This window comes from Bacillus sp. JJ722 (assembly GCF_036963345.1).
GTDB lineage: Bacteria > Bacillota > Bacilli > Bacillales > DSM-1321 > Bacillus_AD.
Genome location: NZ_JBALMO010000370.1, coordinates 1 through 574, shown reverse-complemented (window position 1 = coordinate 574; position 574 = coordinate 1).

Sequence of the window (574 nt, the reverse complement as noted above, 5' to 3'; positions counted from 1 at the left end):
GTCTATTTGTCGTTTACATAAAAAACAACTTAGCAAAAATTAGAATTACCTATTTCTATTATCGATCCTTATATTGAAGATGGTTCAATTCAAGTATGTGTAAACGCCAGAATAAATTTTACAGTTTTCGCTAATATGAACTTTACACTTTTAACCACATTTGTTGCCCACTTTATTTGGAGAATCAGGTATGATAGCCTTGTGGAAACAGCCATGGTTCCTTTATTGCCAAGGCTTCAAGGCTGTTTATCATACCTGTAGAGGCTCCATGTCAAGTGGGCTATGCACAATCTAAAGTGTAAAAGGGAACTTAGCAGAAAGTGTAAAATTCACCTTGACGGTTGCAGTATGGCCAGCCACATTGAACAAAAATCAAAAATCAAAAATCACCACAATACCACTTGAAAGCTACTTTGAATGTATTACATTCGCTTATATTTGGATAATTTACAATTATTGTACAAAAGATGATGTATTCTACTTATTTATATCTGTATAATATAGGTATATATTATAGAAGTTGTTAATTTTTATAATTGATTACAAATGGTAGTTGAATACTGAACACTAATTC